This window comes from Clostridium ljungdahlii DSM 13528 (assembly GCF_000143685.1).
In the GTDB taxonomy this organism is placed as follows: domain Bacteria; phylum Bacillota; class Clostridia; order Clostridiales; family Clostridiaceae; genus Clostridium_B; species Clostridium_B ljungdahlii.
The window spans coordinates 1,335,705-1,354,770 of the sequence record NC_014328.1; the positions used below are offsets into that span (position 1 = coordinate 1,335,705).

Annotated in this window: 20 protein-coding genes; all 20 read left to right on the forward strand. The window is 31.1% G+C overall.

All coding sequences use genetic code 11. The annotated features are described in order from the left end of the window. Nucleotides 1–10: 10 nt before the first annotated feature. The gene (gene nrdR / locus CLJU_RS06060) at nt 11–466 is read left to right on the forward strand and encodes a transcriptional regulator NrdR (protein ID WP_013237900.1); all 456 of its coding nucleotides are present in this window, start codon (nt 11–13) and stop codon (nt 464–466) included. Nucleotides 467–619: 153 nt separating this feature from the next. Further along, nucleotides 620–1,330: a peptidoglycan editing factor PgeF gene (gene pgeF, locus CLJU_RS06065; protein WP_013237901.1), complete on the forward strand. Its 711-nt coding sequence runs from the start codon at nt 620–622 to the stop codon at nt 1,328–1,330. A gap of 15 nt (nt 1,331–1,345) precedes the next feature. After that, complete coding sequence (locus CLJU_RS06070; protein ID WP_013237902.1) at nt 1,346–2,041, forward strand: response regulator transcription factor; 696 nt, start codon at nt 1,346–1,348, stop codon at nt 2,039–2,041. 12 nt (nt 2,042–2,053) lie between these two features. Continuing rightward, nucleotides 2,054–3,778, forward strand: a complete 1,725-nt coding sequence (gene pnpS / locus CLJU_RS06075; RefSeq protein ID WP_013237903.1) for a two-component system histidine kinase PnpS — start codon at nt 2,054–2,056, stop codon at nt 3,776–3,778. A gap of 169 nt (nt 3,779–3,947) precedes the next feature. Then, nucleotides 3,948–4,850 (forward strand): phosphate ABC transporter substrate-binding protein, encoded by a 903-nt coding sequence (locus CLJU_RS06080; RefSeq protein WP_013237904.1) that lies wholly within the window; start codon nt 3,948–3,950, stop codon nt 4,848–4,850. Between the two features lie 70 nt (nt 4,851–4,920). Next, the gene (pstC, locus tag CLJU_RS06085; RefSeq protein ID WP_041705337.1) at nt 4,921–5,814 is read left to right on the forward strand and encodes a phosphate ABC transporter permease subunit PstC; all 894 of its coding nucleotides are present in this window, start codon (nt 4,921–4,923) and stop codon (nt 5,812–5,814) included. Further along, entirely contained in the window at nt 5,814–6,701 is an 888-nt protein-coding gene (pstA, locus tag CLJU_RS06090; RefSeq protein WP_013237906.1) for a phosphate ABC transporter permease PstA, read from the forward strand. The genes pstC and pstA overlap by 1 nt, the downstream gene beginning before the upstream one ends. Nucleotides 6,702–6,713: 12 nt before the next feature. After that, a complete protein-coding gene (gene pstB / locus CLJU_RS06095) occupies nt 6,714–7,463 on the forward strand; it encodes a phosphate ABC transporter ATP-binding protein PstB (protein ID WP_013237907.1) in 750 nt (249 codons plus the stop codon). 50 nt (nt 7,464–7,513) lie between these two features. Beyond that, nucleotides 7,514–8,170 carry a phosphate signaling complex protein PhoU gene (phoU, locus tag CLJU_RS06100; RefSeq protein ID WP_013237908.1) on the forward strand — a complete coding sequence of 219 codons (657 nt, stop codon included), beginning with the start codon at nt 7,514–7,516 and terminating at the stop codon, nt 8,168–8,170. A 285-nt stretch (nt 8,171–8,455) separates the two neighbouring features. Next, a complete protein-coding gene (locus CLJU_RS06105; protein WP_013237909.1) occupies nt 8,456–9,079 on the forward strand; it encodes a DUF47 domain-containing protein in 624 nt (207 codons plus the stop codon). After that, a complete protein-coding gene (locus CLJU_RS06110; protein ID WP_013237910.1) occupies nt 9,072–10,067 on the forward strand; it encodes an inorganic phosphate transporter in 996 nt (331 codons plus the stop codon). The genes CLJU_RS06105 and CLJU_RS06110 overlap by 8 nt, the downstream gene beginning before the upstream one ends. Nucleotides 10,068–10,243: 176 nt before the next feature. Continuing rightward, complete coding sequence (locus tag CLJU_RS06115; RefSeq protein WP_013237911.1) at nt 10,244–11,578, forward strand: radical SAM protein; 1,335 nt, start codon at nt 10,244–10,246, stop codon at nt 11,576–11,578. A 3-nt stretch (nt 11,579–11,581) separates the two neighbouring features. Then, complete coding sequence (gene der, locus CLJU_RS06120) at nt 11,582–12,898, forward strand: ribosome biogenesis GTPase Der (RefSeq protein WP_013237912.1); 1,317 nt, start codon at nt 11,582–11,584, stop codon at nt 12,896–12,898. A 2-nt stretch (nt 12,899–12,900) separates the two neighbouring features. Continuing rightward, nucleotides 12,901–13,899 carry an NAD(P)H-dependent glycerol-3-phosphate dehydrogenase gene (locus CLJU_RS06125; protein WP_013237913.1) on the forward strand — a complete coding sequence of 333 codons (999 nt, stop codon included), beginning with the start codon at nt 12,901–12,903 and terminating at the stop codon, nt 13,897–13,899. 77 nt (nt 13,900–13,976) lie between these two features. After that, a complete protein-coding gene (gene spoIVA, locus CLJU_RS06130; protein ID WP_013237914.1) occupies nt 13,977–15,455 on the forward strand; it encodes a stage IV sporulation protein A in 1,479 nt (492 codons plus the stop codon). 354 nt (nt 15,456–15,809) lie between these two features. Beyond that, complete coding sequence (locus CLJU_RS06135; RefSeq protein WP_013237915.1) at nt 15,810–16,688, forward strand: YicC/YloC family endoribonuclease; 879 nt, start codon at nt 15,810–15,812, stop codon at nt 16,686–16,688. A 15-nt stretch (nt 16,689–16,703) separates the two neighbouring features. Next, the gene (remA, locus tag CLJU_RS06140; protein WP_013237916.1) at nt 16,704–16,979 is read left to right on the forward strand and encodes an extracellular matrix/biofilm regulator RemA; all 276 of its coding nucleotides are present in this window, start codon (nt 16,704–16,706) and stop codon (nt 16,977–16,979) included. Next, the gene (gene gmk, locus CLJU_RS06145) at nt 16,979–17,596 is read left to right on the forward strand and encodes a guanylate kinase (protein WP_013237917.1); all 618 of its coding nucleotides are present in this window, start codon (nt 16,979–16,981) and stop codon (nt 17,594–17,596) included. Before remA ends, gmk begins: the two co-directional genes overlap by 1 nt. After that, a complete protein-coding gene (gene rpoZ, locus CLJU_RS06150; RefSeq protein ID WP_013237918.1) occupies nt 17,589–17,807 on the forward strand; it encodes a DNA-directed RNA polymerase subunit omega in 219 nt (72 codons plus the stop codon). Before gmk ends, rpoZ begins: the two co-directional genes overlap by 8 nt. Then, nucleotides 17,807–18,997, forward strand: a complete 1,191-nt coding sequence (gene coaBC, locus CLJU_RS06155) for a bifunctional phosphopantothenoylcysteine decarboxylase/phosphopantothenate--cysteine ligase CoaBC (protein WP_013237919.1) — start codon at nt 17,807–17,809, stop codon at nt 18,995–18,997. Before rpoZ ends, coaBC begins: the two co-directional genes overlap by 1 nt. Nucleotides 18,998–19,066 lie beyond the last annotated feature (69 nt).

Genomic DNA, 19,066 nt, shown 5'->3' on the forward strand with positions numbered 1-19,066 from the left:
GTGAATTAAAGTGAAATGCCCTTATTGTGGATACAATGAAACTAAAGTAGTGGATTCTAGATCTACAGATGACAATATGGCTATACGAAGAAGAAGAGAATGTTTAAGGTGTAATAAAAGATATACCACTTATGAAAAAATTGAAAATGTACCCATTTTAGTTGTAAAGAAAAATATGAATAGAGAATATTTTGACAGGACTAAAATATTAAATGGATTAATAAAAGCTTGTGAAAAACGTCCTGTTTCAAGAAAACAAATTGAAAATATAACCGATGAAGTAGAGAAAAAGATAAATAATAATATGATTACAGAAATAAGTTCCTCGGAGATAGGGGAAATTATTATGGAGAATTTAAAAAAGGTGGATGAAGTATCTTATGTCAGGTTTGCGTCTGTTTACAGACAATTTAAGGATATAAATACTTTTATGCAGGAAATAAAAAATCTTATTTCAAATAAATAAATGGTATGCTTTAAGCATACCATTTATTTTATGTTAAATTAAAGTTAAAAGATATTTATAATCCCATCAATTAAAAAAACAATGTTAAAATATATTTAAGATAATTTTAAATATGTTTTTAATTCTGAAATAAATTCTAGATGGAGGATTAATATGGAGAAAATTGCAGTAGAAGGTTATGAATTTATAAAAATAGATTTGCCAGGTGCAGAGGCAATATTTTCAACAGCCAAAAATGATTTGAGTTTTAATAAGTCCACAGATTCTGGAAAGGAAAATATTAAAAGTTTAAAAAGATGGTTTAATTTGAAAACTGTGGGATATTTGAATCAAGTTCATGGGTGTCGGAGCATAATTTATACAGGTAAAGATGAAGAGAATGCAGATGGAATAATTACAAATGAGAGTAACACAGCTGTAGGAGTTTTTAATGCTGATTGTATTCCAATACTTTTATATGATAAAAAAAATAAGGTTATAGCGGCAGTCCATAGTGGATGGAAAGGTACTTTAGCTTGTATTCTTTCTAAAACTATTGAAAAACTTGAAAGGAATTTCAATAGTGAATCTAAAGATATAATAGTATGTGTAGGACCACATATTCACAGCTGTTGTTATGAAGTTGGGGAAGAAGTAATGGATAAATTTAAGAACTCTGATTTTTATAGATTTAAGGATGTATTTAGAAATAGAAATCTTGATCTAAAAAAATGTATATTATATCAACTTCAGGACAGAGAAATAGAAAGTGAAAATATAAAATATTTAGATATATGTACCTATTGTAATACTGAATATGAAATGCATTCTTATAGAAAAGATAAAGACTATGGAAGAATGTTTTCATTTATTTATCTAAAATAAAAATGGGGGATTATTATGTTACAAGAAAAGATATTGATAGTAGATGATGAAGAACATATTTGTGAACTTATTAAATTTAATCTTGAGAAAAATGGATATAAGACTATTGTAGCAGGAAATGGGATAGATGCATTGAAAATTGTAAAGGAAGAGATGCCTCAGTTAATTTTACTGGATGTAATGCTGCCTGGAATGGATGGATATGATGTGTGCAAAGAAATAAGAAGGGACAATGCTATATCTTTTATTCCTGTAATAATGATAACTGCAAGAGGAGAGGAATTTGATAAAGTGCTAGGATTAGAACTTGGAGCGGATGATTATATGACAAAGCCTTTTTCTATAAGGGAATTGGTTGCTAGGGTTAAAGCTGTACTCAGGAGAACTGCATTAAAACCTGTAGACAAATGCTACGTATTTGGACAGGTAAGCATAGATTTTGATAAACATGAAGTCATTAAAAATGGAGAAAAGGTAGAATTAACCTTAAAAGAATTTGAACTCCTAAAAATGCTTATAAAAAATAGGGGAAGAGTAATGACTAGAGATTTTTTATTAGATAAAATATGGGGATATGAATATGTTGGAGAAACTAGAACAGTGGATGTACACATAAGGCATTTAAGACAAAAAATAGAGGATTTCGATAAAAAACCTAAGTATATTGAAACTATTCGTGGCATTGGTTACAGATTTAACTCAGAAGAGTAGTTGGTGAAAAAAATGAAAAAAAGATTAACGCTTTCTATGCTTTGCACTCTTATATTTAGTATGCTTATAACAACTATATTATTTATAGTAATTGAAAATCATGAATATATTGAGAATATGAAACAAACTTTAAAAGTGAATAACCAGATTATAATAAATGTACTGAAAAATGAAAATATAGATAACCAGGGAAGTTTTTTTAAAAAACAATTTGAAAATAACCTTATAAGAGAAACTTTAATAGACAGGAATGGTAAAGTAATAAGCGATTCTGTGGCAGTAGAAAAAGATATGAATAATCACAATCACAGAAAGGAAATTCAAGAAGCAAGAAAAAGTGGGACTGGTTATGATATAAGAGTTAGTGATACCACGGGTAAAAAAACACTTTATTTTGCTACTATATTTAAAGATGGATATGTAGTAAGAAGTGCATTTACCATGCAGACAATTAAGGGATTTGAGGATGATTATTTTAAATATTATATAATTATAACTCTTTTCTCTATACTTGTTTCTATAGTATTTGCCTTAAAGCTTTCAAAGTCCATAGTAGGCCCTATAAAAAAGCTTCAGTATACTACAGCTAGTATAGCAAGTGGAGAATTGGATAAAAGAGTAAGAATTAATTCTAAAGATGAAATAGGGGAATTGGCAAATACATTTAATTATATGGCAGATGCTCTTCAAATTACCCTAAAGGATTCTCTAGATAAGCAAAATAAACTAGAGGCAATACTTAAAAGTATGGACAGTGGTGTAATAGCTGTTGATACTAAGTACAATATTATAATGATAAATCCCTATGCAAAAAAGATATTTGGTATAAAAAAAGATATAATAGGTGAAAGTTTGATAGATAATATAAGGGATTTTGAACTAGAGGATGTATTTAAAAGTATGGAGGATGACTACAGAGAAATCAAAATACTATGGCCAAGAGAGAGAGAATTAAGGATAAAAACAGCCTATATCATAAATAGCAGTAAAAAAATAGGTAAAGTGGCAGTAATTCAAGATATAACGGATATAAAAAAGTTGGAAAATATGAGATCTCAATTTGTGGCCAATGTTTCGCATGAATTAAAAACTCCTCTTACTTCCATAAAAGGATTTGCAGAAACTTTAAAGTATGTAGATGATGTTGAAAATAAAAATAAATTTTTAAACATAATAAATGATGAGGCAGATAGACTTACCAGGTTGATAAATGATATATTAACTCTTTCTCATATAGAAAGTAATAGTATAGATAAGGTAGAAGAAGTAAAAATAGACGACATAGTAAAAGATGTTTGCTGTATGATGAAAACCGCAGCATATAAAAAGAATATTAAGATAGAGAAAATAGGGGATAAGGTACCTAGCATATGGGCTGATGCAGACAGATTTAAGCAGATGGCAATAAATCTCATGGACAATTCAATAAAATATACTAACAATGGTGGCACAGTAAAAATTGGAACAATGCTTCAAGATAATAATTGTGTTTTATGGGTAGAGGATAATGGGGTAGGAATTTCAAAAGAACATCAAAGTAGACTTTTTGAAAGATTTTATAGAGTTGATAAAGCTAGATCAAGAAATCAGGGTGGAACAGGACTCGGACTTGCTATAGTAAAACATATAGTTTTAGGCCTCAGTGGAACTATAGATCTTCAAAGTGAAGTTGGAAAGGGAAGTAAATTTACAGTTAAAATTCCGTTGGATGCTAATAGTAAAAATGAAAATATATAATAAATGTAAAATTAACATCTGTACTTAAAGAAATAAGTGCGGATGTTAATTTTAATTAACATACATGTAATAAAGGATTAATCTTTGAGGAATATTATAAACAATGTAAGTAGTAGGTGTTTGATGCAATATTATTGTTAGGAATCAAATTTTAAGGAGGTCTAATATTATGAAGAAAAAAGGCTTAAGAGCTCTTATAGCAGCTATGACTATTACTGTAGTTGCGGGAGCATTTGTTGGATGCGGTGGAAGCAAAAATCAAAGTAGTTCTGGAGGTACATCAGAAGGATCTAAACAGGAAGTAACAGGAGCTATAACATTAGCAGGATCTACTGCACTTCAGCCTTTAGCAGAACAGATCGGAAAGACGTTTTCTGGAAAAAATCCGAAGGCAACTATAAATGTTCAAGGTGGAGGAAGCGGTACTGGTTTGAATTTAGCATTGCAGCATACCGCAGATATAGGAAATTCTGACGTAACAGCAGAATCAAAATTAGACGCAAGTAAGGCAAAGCAGTTAGTAGACCATAAGGTATGTGCAATAGGATTTGCAGTAGTAGTAAATCCTAATGTTAAGGTTGATTCTTTAACAAAAGATCAAATACAAAAAATATTTACAGGACAAATTACTAATTGGAAGGATGTAGGGGGAGATGACATGAAGATAAATGTAATAAACAGAACAAAGTCATCTGGTACAAGATCTACATTTAAAGATACGGTAATGGGTGGAAAGGATGAAAAGGAAGGACTTGGAACAACCCAGGATTCTAATGGAAATGTAGAAAGTGCAATCAAAACTACTCAAGGTTCTATAAGTTATCTAGCTCTTTCTTATTTAACAGGATCAGTAAAAAGTAATGTTAAAGCTTTAAAAATAGAAAATGTTGAAGCTTCAACGGAAAATATAGTTTCTAAAAAATATCCTTTCTGGTCTTTTGAACATATGTATACAAATGGGGAAGCAAAAGGACTGGCAAAAACTTATATAGATTATGTACTCAGCGATGAAAATAAAGATACTATAAAGAAACTTGGATATATACCAATGAGTGATATGAATGAAAAATAATTTGGAAGGTTTTAATGGCTGGCTGGAAAAACAGTTGGCCATTAAAAATATAAATTTGAGGTCGGTGAATATGGAGAAGAAGTCATTTTGGAATAAACTAAAAAATGAGTATATGGGAAGAGGATTTGCAACGCTTTGTGGAGTAATTATTATAGTTCTTACATTGAGTATAATAGTTTTTATATTTTCAAAAGGAATAAATACATTTGTAAAATGGAGATATCCTATAACTGAATTTTTATTTACTTCTAATTGGGTTCCTGACAGCAGCAATCCAAAACTTGGGGCAGCTATATTTTTCGTAGGATCTATACTTGTTTCTGTAGGAGCAGTTATAATAAGTGCACCTATAGGCATAGCACTTGCTGTATTTATGCATTATATATCTCCTAAGGTAGGTTCTAAGATATTACAACCTTCTCTAGAATTATTTGTAGGTATACCTTCAGTTGTATATGGTTGGGTAGGATTTAGTGTACTTCTTCCATTTTTAAAGAGAGGTTTTGGAGGTATTGGTTTTAGCCTAATTGCAGGTATATTGGTTTTGAGTATAATGATTTTACCTACTATAGCAAGCATATCTGCAGATGCTGTAAAAACTATTCCTAAAAGTTATATGGAGGCATCCTATGGAATTGGTGCAACTAGATGGCAAACTATAAGAAGAGTCATAATTCCATCTGCTAAAAGTGGTATATTGACGGGAGTAGTATTAGGTCTTGCTAGGGCTTTTGGAGAAGCTCTTGCAGTGCAAATGGTAATAGGAAATACAGTGAAATTCCCTAAAAATTTATTGAGTCCTACATCCACACTTACTAGCGTTTTAACTATGGATATGGGAAATACGGTATCAGGAACTGCATGGAATGACGCATTATGGTCTTTAGCGCTATTTCTTTTAATAATTTCTTTTATATTTATTATAATAATACGAGCTATTGAAAAAAGGAGTGAAATAAAATAATGGATGCTAAAGTTAAAGATAGAATTTGGACTGGAGTCTTTTATGCAGTAACTGTTTTTGTAGTAGCTCTTCTGGTAGCTTTGATAGGATATATATTGTTTAAGGGCATAGGCTTTTTTAAACCATCGTTTTTATTTGGAAATGCAAAATTTGGAGAAGCAGGGGGAGGCATAGGACCTCAGCTTTTTAATTCCTTTTACATGTTAATAGTTGCACTTATTATAAGTGTTCCCTTTGGCATAGGAGGGGGAATATACTTAGCAGAGTATGCTAGAGAAGGAAAGCTTTTAAATATGATAAGATTGTGTATAGAGACTATGTCTTCTTTGCCTTCTATTGTAGTAGGATTGTTTGGACTTCTCATATTTGTAAATATGACCGGTTGGGGGTTTACACTATTATCAGGGGCGCTAGCCATATCTATATTGAATTTGCCAGCTTTAACTAGGGTAAGTGAAAATGCTATAAGGGTAGCGTCAATTCCTGTAAAAGAGGCTAGCCTTGGACTTGGTGCAACAAGGTGGCAAACTATATCGAAGGTAGTTCTTCCATCGGCAATACCACAGATACTGACAGGCATAATACTTGCGGCAGGGAGAATATTTGGAGAAGCAGCAGCACTTTTATATACGGCAGGAATGAGTGCACCAAAATTAAATTTCTCCTATGTAAGTTTGACTAATAATGGATCTGCTTTCAGCTTAATGAGACCTGCGGAAACGATAGCAGTATATATATGGAAGTTAAATTCTGAGGGAATGGTACCAGATGCTACACAAATAGCTAATAAAGCTTCTGCGGTTTTGGTAATTATGGTATTATTGTTTAATTTTTTAGCCAGAATTCTCGGAAAAAAAATATATGAAGCCTATACTGGTAAAAAATGAGGAGGAAAGTTGATGGATATAATATATACTAAAGATCTTAATCTATATTATGGATCTACCCAGGCTCTTAAAAAAGTAAGTTTGAATGTAGAAAAAAATTCAGTTACAGCATTAATAGGACCTTCTGGGTGTGGAAAATCTACATTTTTGAGAACTTTAAATAGAATGAATGATTTGATAGAGTCAGTTAGAATAGAAGGAAAAGTGTTTTTTGAAGGCAAGGATATATATCAAGATTACGATGTGATAGATTTGAGGAAAAGAATTGGAATGGTGTTTCAAAGCCCTAATCCATTTCCTATGTCAATATATGACAATGTAGCATACGGACCTAGGATACATGGTATAAAGGACAAAAGTAAATTAGATGAATTAGTTGAAAATAGTTTAAAAGGGGCAGCCATATGGGATGAAATTAAAGATAGATTGAATAGAAGTGCACTAGGGCTTTCTGGTGGCCAGCAGCAAAGATTGTGTATAGCAAGAACTCTTGCAGTAGAACCAGAGGTGCTGCTTATGGATGAACCTACTTCTGCATTAGATCCTATATCTACATTAAAAATAGAAGAATTAATGGATGTATTAAAGAAAAAATATACTATAATAATAGTTACGCATAATATGCAGCAGGCTGGTAGAATATCAGATTATACTGCTTTTTTCCTAAATGGAGAAGTTATAGAAGCGCAAAAAACAGAAAATATTTTTTATAAACCTAAAGATAAAAGAACAGAGGATTATATTACAGGAAGATTTGGCTAAACTATAATTTTAAAATAAAAGTATATATTATATTTAAGAGAGGTGATACTGTGCTGAGAAGTAAATTTGATTATGAATTATCCGAAATGCACAATGATGTACTTAGGATGGGAAGTGTAGTTGAAAAGCAAATTCATCAATGTATAGAAGCTTTAATTAATCAGGATATAAAAATTGCAAAGGAAACTATAAAAAATGACGATTTAGTGGATAATTTGCAAAAAGAAATAGAAAATAAGTGCATAAGATTGACAGCAAGAGAACAACCTATTGCTACGGATTTAAGGATAATATTTACCACATCTAAATTGGTAACTGACCTAGAAAGAATAGCTGATCATGCTGTAGATATAGCGAAAGTTACATTGAGATTGGAAAATGAAAAGTATGAAAGAAAACTTATATATATACCTCAAATGGCTGAGATAATAAATAAGATGATAAAGAGGGCATTAGATGCTTATGTGGACAGAAACGTGGAAGAAGCGTATGAAGTTTGCAAAATGGATGATGAGGTAGATAAATTATATAAAAGTGTATTTAAAGAAATGCTGGAATTGATGAATAAAGATAAAAGCAAGATAAATCAATTTGCCCAATTGTTATTTGTATGCAAGTATTTGGAAAGAATAGCTGATCATGTAACTAATATATGTGAAGAGGCTATATATTTAGTTACAGGGGAACAAAAAGATTTAAATGAATAAATATATGTTTAACAATGCACTTAGGAAACTAGGTGCTTTTATTTTGCAAAATATTAGTCTTTGGTGTAAATTAAATTATTAGTAAATTTTTGTAGAATTTTTAATTATTTTTAATTTTTAATGTCATGTAATATGTTAAAATGGTATAGTTCATGCATTTAGTTATCATATTAATTGTATATTCGCATATAATATAGAGGTTAATTTTGTATTTAATTTTAGTTAATTATATGTTATACTTTATAAGGTCGAAAATATATATTTTCAATAATAGGGAGGGATATAATGTTTGCTTTTACTCCAAAAGAAGACAAATTCTATGAGTTCTTTGTGCAAACTGCAAATATTGCCTATACAGAAGCAAAATTGTTGTTAGATTTTTTAAATAACCTGGAAAATTCAGAAGAAAATTTGAAAAAATTAAAAGAGGTGGAACATGAAGGAGATAAAAAACAGCATGAGATATTGGAACAGCTAAATAAGACATTTATTACCCCAATTGATAGGGAAGATATATATGCAATAGCAAACGACATGGATAATATTATTGATTATATGGAATCTACAGCTAGTAGATTTGTTATGTTTAATGTAAGTGAATGTACGGAAGACGCTATTTCATTAAGCAAAATGATAGTTCAGTGCTGCAAGGAACTTATCATTATAATGGAAGAATTAAAAAATATGAAAACAAGCAAACAGTTATCAAAGAAAATAATAGAGGTAAATAGGATAGAAGAAGATGGAGATATAGTTTCAAGAAAAGCTATTGGTGATATATTTAGAAAAGACATAGAAGTTATAGATGTCATAAAATGGAGAGAAATATATCAATATCTTGAGGATACTTTAGATGCCTGTGAGGATTTAGCTAATGTTATTGAAGGAGTAGTAATGAAAAATGCCTAGTACTTTAGTAATAACTATTTTAATAGTTGTAATTGCAGTTATATTTGATGTTATTAATGGTTTTCATGATAGTGCTAATGCTATAGCCTGTGCTGTATCTACGAGGTCTTTATCTTTAAGACAGGCCGTTGTAATTTCTGCAGTTTTAAATTTTGCAGGTGCTTTTTTAAGCGTTTCAGTCGCGGAAACTGTGGGAAAGGGTATAGTTGATCCTAATAACATAACTCAGGAAGTAATTATAGCAGCCCTTATTGGAGCTATAATATGGAACTTAATAACTTGGTATTTTGGAATACCTAGTAGTTCTTCCCATGCCCTTGTAGGAGGAATAGTAGGATCAGCAATTATATATAAGGGTACATTTCTAATTGTCAATTGGTCAACTCTTTTTTGGAAAGTTATTTTATGGCTTATATTGTCGCCAGTAATAGGATTTATAGTGGGATTTATTATTATGAATATAATAAAAGCATTTCTAGTAAATACGAGGCCTTCTACTGTAACAAAAGTATTTTCAAAAGCTGAAATCTTTTCTACCATGTTTTTAGCTTTAAATCATGGTGAAAATGATGCTCAAAAAACTATGGGAGTTATAACTATGACTCTTGTAAGTGCTGGGTTTATAAAAGAATTTTCAGTACCTACATGGGTAAAAATAACCTGTGCACTTGCTATGGCATGTGGAACTGCAATGGGAGGAAAAAGGATAATCAAAACCATGGGTTCTAAAATGGCTAAAATAGTGCCTGTAAATGGTTTTGCAGCAGAAATGGGATCTTCTGCGGTAATATTAACAGCTACTATGTTTCAGGCACCTGTTAGCACAACTCATATAATAAATTCAGCTATAATGGGAGTTGGTTCAGCTAAAAGACTTTCAGCAGTTAGGTGGTCTGTAGTTAAAGATATAGTTATAACCTGGGTATTTACTATACCAAGTTGCGCTGTTATTTCAGGAATTATATTGTTTTTAATAAATTTACTATAATTTTAACAAAATCTCTTCTATTAATTTAGGGAGATTTTTTATTTAAAAAGTTTAATAATTGACTAAATATACATATTAGGTTATATTCTAAATGTATGTTAAAGTATCTAGGTTCAATATTGTAACCTAATAGATTAAGATGGTCATATCATAGATTTTAGCCGGGAGTTGTATAAATGGAAAATAGAATAAAAGCAATTAAATGTGAAAGCATTGCTGAGGAAATGGGAATAGAAAAGGGAGATTGTCTTTTATCCATTAATGGAGAGAAAGTCAAGGATATTATAGATTATAAATTTTTGACAAGCGATGAGTATATTAAAGTAGAAATAGAAAAGCAAAGTGGAGAAGTGTGGGATTTAGAGATAGAAAAGGAATATGATGAAGAACTGGGATTGGAATTTGAGGAACCTATTATTGATAAACCTAAAAGTTGCCATAATAAATGCATATTTTGTTTTATAGATCAGATGCCAAAAGGAATGAGAGATACCCTTTATTTTAAAGATGATGACTCAAGATTGGCATTTCTTCAAGGAAACTTTGTGACACTTACTAATATGAATGATGAGGAGATAGATAGAATAATTAAATATAGGATAAGTCCTATAAATGTATCTGTACATACTACTAATCCAGACCTTAGAATTAAAATGATAAATAACAAATTTGCTGGCAATATATATACACTATTAAAAAGACTTACCCAAAATGGTATAAAAATAAATTGTCAGATAGTATTATGTCCGGGTATAAATGATGGAGCAGAATTTAAAAGAACTGTAGAGGATTTGTATAGATTATATCCTGGAGTCACAAATGTGGCAGTAGTTCCTGTGGGAATTACAAAGTACAGACAGAACCTTTTTAAATTATCTAGATACGATAAAAATTCTGCATCTAACCAATTAAAGATTGCAGAAGAATTGCAGTGTAAATATATAGAAGAAATAGGAGTTCCTTTTGTAAGATTATCTGATGAATTTTATCTTGTCTCTGAAACTGAGATCCCAAACTCTAATTTTTATGAAAATTACAGCCAGTTGGAAGATGGTGTGGGTATGGTAAGACTCTTTAGGGATAATATATCAAGTCATCTTAAAAGCTTAAATAAAGGTGCACGAGGGTCGTTTACATTTTTAACTGGAGAATTAGCCTATAGTGAAATAAAAGATGCAGCAGAAAAAATAATGGAAAACAGCCCAGATATAATAATTGATGTAAAAAAAATAATAAATAATTTTTTTGGCCATACTATAACTGTGTCTGGGCTTATTACGGCAAGAGATATAATGGAACAATTAAAATATAAGACATTAGGAAAAAACATAGTAATACCGGAATGTATGCTTAGAAAAGGATATGAACTTTCAAATTCAGATAAAAGGGTATTTTTAGATGATATAACTTTAGATGAATTAGAAAAAGCTTTAAGTAGAAACATACTGGTATGTGATTATACTGGAAATGATTTAATACAGATTATAAATGAAAACAGTGAGGTGGAATAACTAATGGGAAAGCCAATAGTTGCTATAGTAGGAAGGCCTAATGTAGGTAAGTCTACGTTATTTAACAAATTAGCAGGAAAGAGAATATCTATAGTGGAAGATACACCTGGAGTTACAAGAGACAGGGTGTATGCTGAAGCAGAATGGTTAAAATATAATTTTACCATAATTGATACAGGTGGAATTGAACCTGAAAGCACTGATGTAATAATTTCTCAAATGAGAAGGCAGGCTCAGGTGGCAGTAGAAACTGCAGATACAATAATATTTATAGTAGATGGAAAAGAAGGAGTTACTGCAGCAGATAGGGAAGTAGCTCAAATGCTTAGAAAAAGTAAAAAACCAGTTGTACTTGTTGTGAATAAAATAGATAATATAAATCAAAATGCTTATGTTTACGAATTTTATAACTTAGGTATAGGAGAACCTATGGCTATATCTGCATCACAGGCATTAGGACTTGGGGATATGCTGGATAAAGTAGTGGAAAACTTTAAAGATGATGAAGATGATGATATAGACAGTGAGTATATAAAAGTAGCTTTTATAGGAAAGCCAAATGTAGGAAAATCATCTCTTATAAATAAGTTGTTGGGGGAAGAAAGAGTTATTGTAAGTGATATTCCTGGAACCACAAGGGATGCTGTGGACAGTTATCTGGAAACGGACTATGGGAAGCTTTTACTTATAGATACTGCAGGTCTTAGAAAAAAGAGTAAGGTTAAAGAGGAAATAGAGAGATATAGTGTAATAAGAACTTACACTGCAATAGAGAGGGCAGATGTATGTGTGCTTATATTGGATGCAGTTCACAATATAAGTGAGCAGGATGAAAAGATAATAGGCTATGCTCATGAATTAAGTAAATCCATTATGGTTATAATTAACAAATGGGACTTAATAGATAAGGATACAAAAACAGTTGACAAATATAAGACGGAAATAGGAACAAGTCTTTCTTTTATGCCATATGCTCCTTATTTATTTATATCTGCAAAAACAGGACAGAGAGTAAATAAGGTTTTACAACTTATAAAAGAATGCTATGACAATTACTGTAAGAGGATAAAAACAGGAGTGTTAAATGACATAATAAGCAAAGCAGTTATGATGAAAGAACCTCCTGTTATATTGGGTAAGAGATTAAAAATTTATTATGTAACTCAAATAGGAAATAAACCTCCTACTTTTGTATTTTTTGTAAATGACCCTAGCTGTGTTCATTTTTCTTATAGAAGGTATATCGAAAATCAATTGAGAGATAACTTTGATTTTACGGGAACAGGAATAAAGTTAGAGTTTAGGGAAAGGAAGGAATAATTGTGTATTCATCTGTATCTTTTTTGGGAGGGGGAAGTTTTGGAACGGCCCTCTCAGTTATACTTGCAAAAAAAGGTGTAAAGGTAAACTTGTGGGATAGAAATGAAAGCATAGTTGAGGATATAAATGTAAAAAGAGAAAATATAAAGTATTTACACGGCGTAGTTATTCCACAAGATGTAAAGGCCTCTAATGATGCAGAGGATGTAATTGAAAAAGGAGAAGTCCTAGTGTTGTCAGTGCCATCCCAGGCAGTAAGAGAGGTTTTAATAAATTTTAAAAACTTTATAAGGGAAGATCAAATAATTGTAAACATAGCTAAAGGTATAGAAGAAAAAAGTGGAAAGAGACTTTCTAAAGTTATACAGGAAGAACTACCTTTAAATAAGGTAGTGGTACTTTCAGGACCAAGCCATGCGGAAGAAGTTGCTAGGGATATACCAACTACAGTAGCTGTATCTTCAGAAAACATGGAATACGCTAAAAAAATTCAAGATTTATTTATGACGAATAAGTTTAGAATATATACAAATGAAGATATTATAGGAGTAGAAATTGGAGGAGCAGTTAAAAATGTAATTGCACTTGCCTGTGGAATTTCAGATGGTATAGGTTATGGAGATAATTCAAAGGCAGCTCTCATGACTAGAGGAATTGCTGAGATAGTAAGAATTGGTGAAAAATTAGGAGGCAGAAGGGAAACTTTCTCGGGACTTACAGGTATAGGTGACCTTATAGTTACATGTACAAGTGTTCATAGTAGAAATCGAAGGGCAGGTATACTTATAGGACAGGGAGTTCCTGTAAATAGAGCAGTAGATGAAGTAGGAATGGTAGTAGAAGGTATAAAAGCTTGCAGGGCTTTTTATGAATTAAAAGAAAAATTAAATGTGCAGATGCCTATAACAGAGGCACTTTACAGCATACTGTTTCAAGGAAAAGAGCCTAAATATACCGTATATGAGCTTATGACCAGAGCAAAAAAGGATGAAGTGTATTAATCAATAATATTAGTAATAAAATATGCCCCATAAAAATATATATATACTGATAATATTAGATTATTGGAGGGTATATTTTGGAAAATTTTGATATATACAAAGATATTGCAGACAGAACTCAGGGGGATATATATGTAGGTGTTGTGGGACCTGTAAGAACTGGAAAATCAACTTTTATAAAGAGATTTATGGAAATAATGGTTCTTCCTAACATAGATAATTCCTATAAAAAACAGAGAGCTAAAGATGAGCTTCCACAAAGCTCCTCAGGGAAATCCATTCATACTACAGAACCTAAATTTGTACCAAATGAAGCCATAGAGATAAATTTAAATGAAGGTACTAAATTTAAAGTTAGAATGGTAGATTGTGTTGGCTATATAGTTAAAAGTGCAGCTGGATATATGGAAGGCGAAGAAGCTAAAATGGTTACTACTCCATGGTATGACTATGAAATTCCTTTTGAAGAAGCAGCTGAAATAGGAACAAAAAAAGTAATAAATGAACATTCAACTATAGGACTTTTGGTTACTACAGATGGGTCTATAACGGATATAGAAAGAGCAGATTACGTTGAAGCAGAGGAAAGAGTGGTTAATGAACTAAAATCAATCAATAAACCATTTATAATGGTACTAAATTCTCAGCATCCCTTTGATCCTGATACGGTAGCCTTGAAAAAAGAGTTAGAAGGTAAATATGATGTGCCTGTCCAAACTATGGATGTACTTAATATGAAAGAAGACGACATAACAAATGTATTTCAAAGAGTACTTAAAGAATTCCCTGTTAAAGAGATAAATATTGATATGCCGGAATGGATAGAAAAAATGGATCCATCACATTGGTTAAAGCTAGATTTTATAGGCCTAGTAAAAGATATGTGTAGTAATATATACAAGGTTAGAGATATAACAAAGTCACTAGAAAGTTTTAAAGATGTAGAATTTATTGGAGAATCTATGGTAAAAGAAATAAATATGGGAGAAGGTACTGCCAGAATTGATCTAACACCTAGAAAGGATCTTTATTATAAAATATTGAGTGAGGTCTGTGAGAAAAAAATCGAAGGTGAAAGTGACTTATTAAACATAGTAAAAGAAATGCACAGTGCAAAAGTAGAATATGATAAAATAGCAGGTGCATTAAAGGAAGTAAAGGAAACAGGTTATGGACTAGTTGCTCCGCAACTTTCTGAAATGAAATTAGAAGAGCCTGAAATTGTAAAACAGGGAAATAGATTTGGAGTAAAATTAAAGGCAAGTGCACCTTCACTTCACTTTATTAGAGCAGATATTGAAACCGAGATTTCTCCTATTATGGGTACAGAAAGAGAAAGCGAAGAGATGGTTAAATCTCTTTTGGAGCAATTTGAAAGCGATCCATCTAAAATATGGCAGAGCAATATGTTTGGAAAATCCCTAGAAATATTAGTGAAAGAGGGATTACAAAATAAGCTTTATAAAATGCCAGAAGATATTCAAATTAAAATACAAAAAACACTTCAGAAAATCATAAATGAAGGTAACGGTGGGTTAATATGCATTTTACTTTAATGTTTCATCATGTATTTTATTTTACTTAAAAGTATCTATAATGGCGTAAATTTTAACATCTGTGCTTTTAAAATTTAGGACTTTAGATGATTTTGATATTGTCTAGGGTTCTAAATTTTTGAGTATAATTTAGAGTTACCTATATAGCTCAAAATAAATTTTATTGAACATTCTTGCAGGTTTGTTTGTTGGAGATATTTTATGGTATAATCATTTTAAATCTTGCTTTTAAACTTAGGTTTACGATAGATCAATTGAAATTAAAGTACTCATAAGTTTTTCTTGAAATTATTATTAATATGTATGTATAATAAAATGTGGATTGATGAGGCTTCATGGAAGGATGAAATTATAATGATTAAAAGTATGACTGGTTTTGGAAGAGGCACTATAGAAAGTGAAAAACAAAGTTTTATAGTGGAAATAAAAAGTGTAAATCATAGATATTGTGATTTAAATATTAAAATGCCAAAAAGTCTTATGCCTCTGGAAGACAGAATAAGAAAAATTGTTCAGCAAAAAATAAATAGAGGTAAGGTAGATGTTTTTATAACTCAAATGAACTTTGAAGATCAGGCTACAAAGGCTGTATTAAATGAAGGTTTAGCTAATAGCTATGTAGAATGTTTAAATGTTATTAAGGAAAAATACAATATAAAAGACAATATATCTCTTTCACTTATTGCTAAATTTCCAGAAATTATAACTGTAAAAAAAGACGATGCTGATCTTGGAAATATATGGAAGTATTTATTAACTGCTTTTAATGATGCATTAGAAATGCTAGTGGGTATGAGAGAAAAAGAAGGGGAGAAACTAGAAAAAAATATACTTGAAAAATGCAGTTCTATTCAAACTTTACTAAATACTATAGAAAATAAATCTTTTCAAGTAGTAAAGGAATATAAAGAAAAGCTTTCAGAAAGGTTGAAGGATTTGCTTGATAAATATCCGGTAGATGAGAATAGAGTTGCAATGGAAATAGCACTATTTGCAGATAAATCTTGTATTGATGAAGAAATTGTAAGGCTAAATAGCCATATAGTACAATTTAAAGAGACATTAACATTGAAGGAACCTGTAGGAAGAAAACTTGATTTTATACTACAGGAAATGAATAGAGAGGCAAATACAATTGCTTCCAAATCAACAAATCTGGATATAACTAAAGTTACATTAAATATAAAAAACGAAATAGAAAAAATAAGAGAGCAAATACAAAACGTGGAGTAAGATAGGAGGAAATGTATGGGTATAAAATTAATAAACATAGGATTTGGAAATATTGTTTCAGCAAATAGATTGGTGGCTATAGTAAGTCCAGAATCCGCTCCCATAAAGAGAATAATTCAGGAAGCAAGAGATAGAGGAATGCTTATAGACGCTACTTATGGAAGAAGAACAAGAGCTGTTATAATAACAGATAGTGATCATGTAATACTTTCAGCAGTTCAACCTGAAACTGTAGCACATAGATTGTCTTCCAAAGATGGTGAAGATGATATTGGTGAGGTTGAGGAATAATGTCAAGAAAAGGATTGCTAATTGTCATATCAGGACCTTCTGGAACTGGAAAAGGTACAGTTTGCAAGGCATTGCTGAAAAAAAATGATTTTTGGATTTCTACTTCAGCTACTACTAGGTCTCCAAGAAAAGGGGAGGTAGATGGAGTAAATTATTATTTTTTGACCGAGGAGACTTTTAAGGACAAAATAAAAAATAAGGATTTTTTAGAGTATGCTAAAGTTTATGAAAACTATTATGGTACACCTAAGTCTCAAGTTTTGAAAGCTATAGATGAAGGAAAAGATGTAGTGCTTGAAATTGATATTCAGGGAGCCTTAAAGGTAAAAGAAAGCTATCCAGAAGGGGTGTTTATATTTATACTTCCGCCTTCAATGAAAGAACTTAAAAACAGGATTATAGGTAGGGGAAGTGAAACACCTGAGTCCTTGAATCTAAGATTTAAGTCAGCTTATAAGGAAATAAATTATGTTTCAAAATATAATTATGCGGTTATAAACGATACTGTAGACAATGCAGTGGAAAATATAGAGAGCATTATTACAGCTGAAAAATGTAGAGTAGATAGGATTAAAGATGAAATATTAAATTCTAAGGAGGGTATTTTATATGAATAATTCAATGATAAATCCATCTATTGTGGATTTACTTAAAAAGGTAGATAATAGGTATACTTTAGTTACTATAACAGCTAAAAGGGCAAGACAACTAATTCAGGATTCGGAACCACTTGTAGATGTGGATTCAACTAAACCAGTTACTATAGCTATTAATGAAATAGATCAAGATTTGATTACCTATGAAACTGTAAAAGAGGGAATTAAATAATGGTAAATGGCAAGAAAACAGTTGTCATAGGGGTAACTGGTGGAATAGCAGCTTATAAATCACTAGATGTTATAAGTAGGTTGAAAAAAAAGGACTTTGATATAAATGTAATAATGACAAAGTCTGCTGCAAAATTTGTTACTCCCCTTACTTTCCAGACTTTAAGTCAAAATATAGTACACACTGATATGTTTGAAGAACCACGAGCTTTTGAAATACAACACATTTCTCTTGCAAAAAAAGCGGATTTGGTAGCAATAGTTCCTGCTACGGCTAACATAATAGGAAAGGTTTCAAGTGGAGTAGCAGATGATCTTTTAACTACAACTATCATGGCAACTAAGGCTCCTGTAATTTTTGCACCTGCTATGAATACAAATATGTATTCCAATCCAATCCTGCAGGATAATATAAATAAACTTATGAAGTTTGGATATGAATTCATAAAACCAGCTGTAGGAAGATTGGCATGTGGCGATAGTGGAGAAGGAAAACTTCCAGATGCTGATTTTATAGCTCAGGTAATTGAAAGTATGCTTTATGGTATTAAGGACTTACGGGGAAAAAAGGTTCTTGTAACTGCAGGACCGACTATAGCAGATATAGATCCAGTAAGATATATAACAAATAGGTCTTCAGGAAAGATGGGTTATTCCATAGCCGAAGAGGCTAGGGACAGAGGTGCAGATGTAACTTTGATATCTGGGCCTACAAAGCTAAATATTCCATTTGGAATTAATTTTATAAATGTAAGGACAAATGCACAGATGCTAAAGGCTGTGCTTGATAATTTTCAAGGACAAGATATAGTAATAAAAGCTGCTGCAGTATCTGATTATAAAACAAAAGATTATTCCAAAAGGAAGATAAAGAAAAGTGAAGATGAATTTTCATTAGCTTTTATTAGTGATGTGGACATATTGAAGGAACTTGGGAAATTAAAGAAAAATCAAATTCTAGTTGGATTTGCTGCTGAAAGCAACGATCTTTTGGAGAATGCTTCAAAGAAGCTCGAGAAAAAGAATCTTGACTATATAGTTGCCAATAATATAACGGCATCTGATTCAGGATTTGCTTCAGATGACAACAGGGTAACAATACTATCAAGGGATGGAAAAAAGGTAGATTTAAATAAGATGAGTAAGAGAGAAGTTGCTCGAAATTTATTCAATATACTATCCCAAAGGTAATTTGATTTATCTAAAATATCGGTTTAAATGTTTGAGAGGGGTTTAAATTTAAAATACCTCTCTTATTTA

Bases quoted from the DNA above. Each gene is read 5' to 3' on its own strand.
- pgeF (WP_013237901.1), top strand. From the start codon at position 620: ATGGAGAAAATTGCAGTAGAAGGTTATGAATTTATAAAAATAGATTTG.
- CLJU_RS06070 (WP_013237902.1), top strand. From the start codon at position 1,346: ATGTTACAAGAAAAGATATTGATAGTAGATGATGAAGAACATATTTGT.
- pnpS (WP_013237903.1), top strand. From the start codon at position 2,054: ATGAAAAAAAGATTAACGCTTTCTATGCTTTGCACTCTTATATTTAGT.
- CLJU_RS06080 (WP_013237904.1), top strand. From the start codon at position 3,948: ATGAAGAAAAAAGGCTTAAGAGCTCTTATAGCAGCTATGACTATTACT.
- pstC (WP_041705337.1), top strand. From the start codon at position 4,921: ATGGAGAAGAAGTCATTTTGGAATAAACTAAAAAATGAGTATATGGGA.
- pstA (WP_013237906.1), top strand. From the start codon at position 5,814: ATGGATGCTAAAGTTAAAGATAGAATTTGGACTGGAGTCTTTTATGCA.
- pstB (WP_013237907.1), top strand. From the start codon at position 6,714: ATGGATATAATATATACTAAAGATCTTAATCTATATTATGGATCTACC.
- CLJU_RS06105 (WP_013237909.1), top strand. From the start codon at position 8,456: ATGTTTGCTTTTACTCCAAAAGAAGACAAATTCTATGAGTTCTTTGTG.
- CLJU_RS06110 (WP_013237910.1), top strand. From the start codon at position 9,072: ATGCCTAGTACTTTAGTAATAACTATTTTAATAGTTGTAATTGCAGTT.
- CLJU_RS06115 (WP_013237911.1), top strand. From the start codon at position 10,244: ATGGAAAATAGAATAAAAGCAATTAAATGTGAAAGCATTGCTGAGGAA.
- der (WP_013237912.1), top strand. From the start codon at position 11,582: ATGGGAAAGCCAATAGTTGCTATAGTAGGAAGGCCTAATGTAGGTAAG.
- CLJU_RS06135 (WP_013237915.1), top strand. From the start codon at position 15,810: ATGATTAAAAGTATGACTGGTTTTGGAAGAGGCACTATAGAAAGTGAA.
- remA (WP_013237916.1), top strand. From the start codon at position 16,704: ATGGGTATAAAATTAATAAACATAGGATTTGGAAATATTGTTTCAGCA.
- gmk (WP_013237917.1), top strand. From the start codon at position 16,979: ATGTCAAGAAAAGGATTGCTAATTGTCATATCAGGACCTTCTGGAACT.
- rpoZ (WP_013237918.1), top strand. From the start codon at position 17,589: ATGAATAATTCAATGATAAATCCATCTATTGTGGATTTACTTAAAAAG.
- coaBC (WP_013237919.1), top strand. From the start codon at position 17,807: ATGGTAAATGGCAAGAAAACAGTTGTCATAGGGGTAACTGGTGGAATA.